A 3,754-nucleotide genomic window follows, 5' to 3' on the forward strand; every position below is an offset into this window, starting at 1 on the left:
CGGCTGAATATTACTTGTTGCTAAATACTGGAAGAACTTCGTTGTTTGAGATTATACCACCGTCATACTCTACCATATGGGAAATAGACCAACTATTTGAAGTCGCTACAAAGTTGGAAAGCTGGCCACCCACTGATTTACTGGATTATAGGGGGCACAGCGCAATGCCACGGCCTTGAGGCCGTGGATACGCGCGTAAGCTTGCTGGAGTTGTCTCCCGTAACCGGAAGTCCCGGAGTTCCCACGTTGAGAAATATCGTCTTCGCGAGCGGACTGCACGGCACGTGCGACCAGTTGATCGGCCAGCCCCGCTCCACGATACAACTCCCTGACATAGAAATCACCAATGACGAGCCTGTCGGGCCAGTCAAACGCAGACGGTGCAGTCTCTAGATCTACACTGATAAAGCCTGCAAAGATCGCATCGATTTCCTCGAGCGGCGTTGTCGAGTCGTCGACGTCGTCAAGTGCAACCCAGAGACGGCTGTCGGCCGTCTCGAAGCGGTCGATATGCCACTCAATTTCTGTCTCGATATCGAACTCCGAAGAGAGTCCCTGTGACTCGACCACCTCGCCCAATTCCCGCCTGTACGGCAGCCAGAGTTCTTCCATGTACCGACGAATCGGGCCGTCCGCAGCTCTGACGCGACGAATGTGCATACACATTCAGCGCGCGTATAGTGATTAATAGTTACGACTGTTACCGAACTGCCACGACGACGTCAATCCTTCCCGGTCGTCGTGCGAGATTCGCGCTGTGTATTCAGTACGACTCTCTCAGTACCTCTATTATCTGATGGAAGTGAGCGCGTTAGGTTCGCATACCTACTTATCAGATGATTCACCGTAGAGGTGGTTGTGATCAACACTATGGGTAGACTTCTATAATACTCTCTACAGACGACCTACGTTTCGAGTGTTGACTTTCGATACTGGTTTTGTGTAACTGTGTACCGGTGGTGGTCAATTATTGTCCCGTCAGGTCGAACTGTCGAGTTGCGGATGATGCCGTCGTACTGACCGCCGTACGTGGAAATGTACTTCTCCACCGCCGCTCGTGACCTGTCGTTGCCGTCCTGTACGGGAACCACGACGAGCTCAAGGTCGAGACGCTCGAAGGCCAGTTCGAGCATCACATCCGCTCGTTCGCCGGAGTATCCGTTGCCCCAGAACTGCTTGCGAAGCCAAATTGCAGGTTTCCCGATTTGGGTTTCCCAGTCGATGACGAGTCCTCCCGACCCCACAATTTCGCTAGCCCCTGGTTCACCCTTCTTTGGACGAATGACATACTCTGCCCGTGTTCTGTCTTCCAACCTGGATTCGAGTTTAGAGATGTAGTCAGCAGTTTCCTTCACAGTCTCATGAGGGTCCCACGGGAGGTACTCTGTTACTTCCTCAATTGCTGGCTCGTGGTGAGAACACAATTTATAGTATTCAAAGACATCAACTGTCTCATGACAGAGCTGTCGCAAACGAAGACGTTCTGTCTCAATCTCCTCCGGGAACAACATACCGACGACTACCTAAAAGAAGTGTATAAGACCAACGGTGAGTGGTACGCAGCTCTACGTAACGCGTGTTCGTCTACGAGCGCAACAGTACTCAAGAGTAATAGCCGCTACATACAGGTGAAGCAGATATCACGGCCAGCATCCGCGAGCGAAGCGAGCGGTTCCCCGCCGAAGCGGGCGAAGCCCGCGGAGGTGGCTTTTTAGCGTAGATTTTTGAGGAGTGGTGAGCGAGCCCTGCGAGCGAACCCGACGAGAAAAAGGTACATCTGTATTCTCTCTGTATTGGCTTTTCCAGTGAAGGTTCGCTGAAACGAAGTAGCGAAGAGGATGCCAATCTATATGCATTGGAGTACGCAGTCTCAACTACTGCGCACTCGTAGACGACCTTCGGTCGAAGACTGAAAACATTCGATGGGGGTCACCTAACCGAGACGAACAGTTTTCGCTCTTCTCAAAGAGCGGTTTTGTCGATAGACTCGAAAATGATCTCAGCAAGAATTGGACACTCTTCAATCTAGAGGATCTCCGTACGCTCTTCTCACGGCAGTAAGAGATCAGCTACGAGCGAGATAAAGGCGCCTGGCTCCGTTGAATTTCGCGTCCGAAACGTGGGACGCCTCTCCGATCGGTGGCAGTTCCTTACGATCAGAATATCGGTTGTGCATCGGTTAGCTCGTAGTTTCTATCGATATCGCATTTCAACGTCTGGATGCCTACGCTCACGACTGCCTCTTGACTATACAAGAGGGTGCAAACATATATGAGAGCAGAGCGTGAACATTGCTGGTAGAGGTGTTCGGTATGTCCGAGTCTCCGCGCAATGGGGTTCAGTCATGGTCCGAGTCGATGAGCGCCCGCGAACGCATTCGGGCCGTTGCCGAGACGCTTCGCGAACCCCGTTCGATCAACTGGATCAGTGAGCAGGCGGACGCCGCCTGGAGTACGACCAATGAGGAACTCCAGGATCTCGTTGAGCAGGGACAGCTGCGCCGCGTCGAGGCTGGTGAGACGACGCTCTATCAGCCGGATTATACGCAACTGCTCTTCGAGGAAATCCGTACGCTCATCGAGGAGAATACGCGCGAGGAGCTTCGTAACGAATTGGCCGCGATCACCAAGGAAATCGAGGAGTGGCAGGCGACCTACGATGTCGAGACGTGGGAAGATCTTGAACAGTCGCTCGCCGACGGTGACCTTGGAAGTGCCGAGCTCCGCGAACGCCGCGACGTCATCGCGTTCTGGCGCGAGAACGAGGAGGATCGCCGACTCATCAAGCACGCACTGGAACTCTACTCCGACGTTGAAGCCGCTCGCGAACAGATGACCGACGTGGCCGACCGCGCCACGAGCTAATCCACTCCTCACACAGAATGATCTTTCTTGCCGGCCGCGACCGCTATACACAGCGAACCCTTCTTCGCGATATTCACGATCGGTTGATGAGGCAGGCTGGGTGTGAGAACGTGCGGTATCGCCCGTCTCAACGACGACCGCGGTACGTCATCGCGGATGTTGATCCGACCACGTTTCTGAAGAACTCCTACAACGCGGAGACTGCACGACTAGAGATTCGCTTCTGGTACCCCGCCGGCGTTGACCACGAATATTATCGCATCAACTGGGTCGAACCAGGGCGGAACCTGATGCTTGGCTTCCATCAGGACGCTGATCATCCAGATCTCGGGCCTTGCCACATCCAACTCAATTACGAAGATATGCCTATTGATCGGCATCGCGCGACGTTTCTCGATGCGCATCCACTCACCGTCCTCGATGACCGACTACAGCAGTTCACAACAGCGGTAGAGGCGATCCGATGGGAGAATGGGACGCCCTCGCTTCCTACTTGGCCGAGCTAAACAGTGAGTCATAGATACCACAGCGCAGATATCCGCGACTTTAGGCGCGGGAGGAAGTGCGTCACTCCGTTAGCCAGTCCTCGCCCATTGGCCTTCTGGAATACGAGCGAGCAATCACTGGAGAATTGACTCGTCGTACTCCGCGATTTCCATCGACCCACAGGAAGGACACTTCCAGTCGGTCGGTTCAAGCATTATCCCGCAATCTCGACACTCATAGACAACATGATTGCCGTCAACTAACCACCGCCGAACTGCGGTGGTGCGTGACATACGTATTCCTCTCACAAGGCAGTCGCAAAAACTGCTGGCCCATCCGTCTTTAGCTAAGCGAGAAACCACGCGACAGCGGCGGCTTATCGAGACTTCTATTCGAGAGGAATG

The 3,754-nt window shown here is 53.8% G+C and carries 4 protein-coding genes; 2 read left to right on the forward strand and 2 right to left on the reverse strand.

Annotation, left to right across the window (positions count from 1 at the left end; all coding sequences use genetic code 11):
• Positions 1-105: 105 nt before the first annotated feature.
• Together GWG54_RS20320 and GWG54_RS20325 are read right to left on the reverse strand one after the other, a co-directional pair.
• Positions 106-612, reverse strand: a complete 507-nt coding sequence (locus tag GWG54_RS20320) for a GNAT family N-acetyltransferase (protein ID WP_167939450.1) — start codon at positions 610-612, stop codon at positions 106-108.
• 293 nt (positions 613-905) lie between these two features.
• The gene (locus tag GWG54_RS20325) at positions 906-1,511 is read right to left on the reverse strand and encodes a GNAT family N-acetyltransferase (RefSeq protein ID WP_209438552.1); all 606 of its coding nucleotides are present in this window, start codon (positions 1,509-1,511) and stop codon (positions 906-908) included.
• An 801-nt stretch (positions 1,512-2,312) separates the two neighbouring features.
• Between GWG54_RS20325 and GWG54_RS20330 the strand changes: the two genes are divergently transcribed.
• Both GWG54_RS20330 and GWG54_RS21445 read left to right on the forward strand, forming a co-directional pair.
• Positions 2,313-2,864 (forward strand): hypothetical protein, encoded by a 552-nt coding sequence (locus GWG54_RS20330; RefSeq protein WP_167939451.1) that lies wholly within the window; start codon positions 2,313-2,315, stop codon positions 2,862-2,864.
• A 17-nt stretch (positions 2,865-2,881) separates the two neighbouring features.
• Complete coding sequence (locus GWG54_RS21445; RefSeq protein ID WP_167939452.1) at positions 2,882-3,370, forward strand: hypothetical protein; 489 nt, start codon at positions 2,882-2,884, stop codon at positions 3,368-3,370.
• The last annotated feature ends 384 nt before the right edge of the window (positions 3,371-3,754 follow it).

It is taken from the genome of Natronococcus sp. JC468 (assembly GCF_012163165.1).
Taxonomy (GTDB): domain Archaea; phylum Halobacteriota; class Halobacteria; order Halobacteriales; family Natrialbaceae; genus Natronococcus; species Natronococcus jeotgali.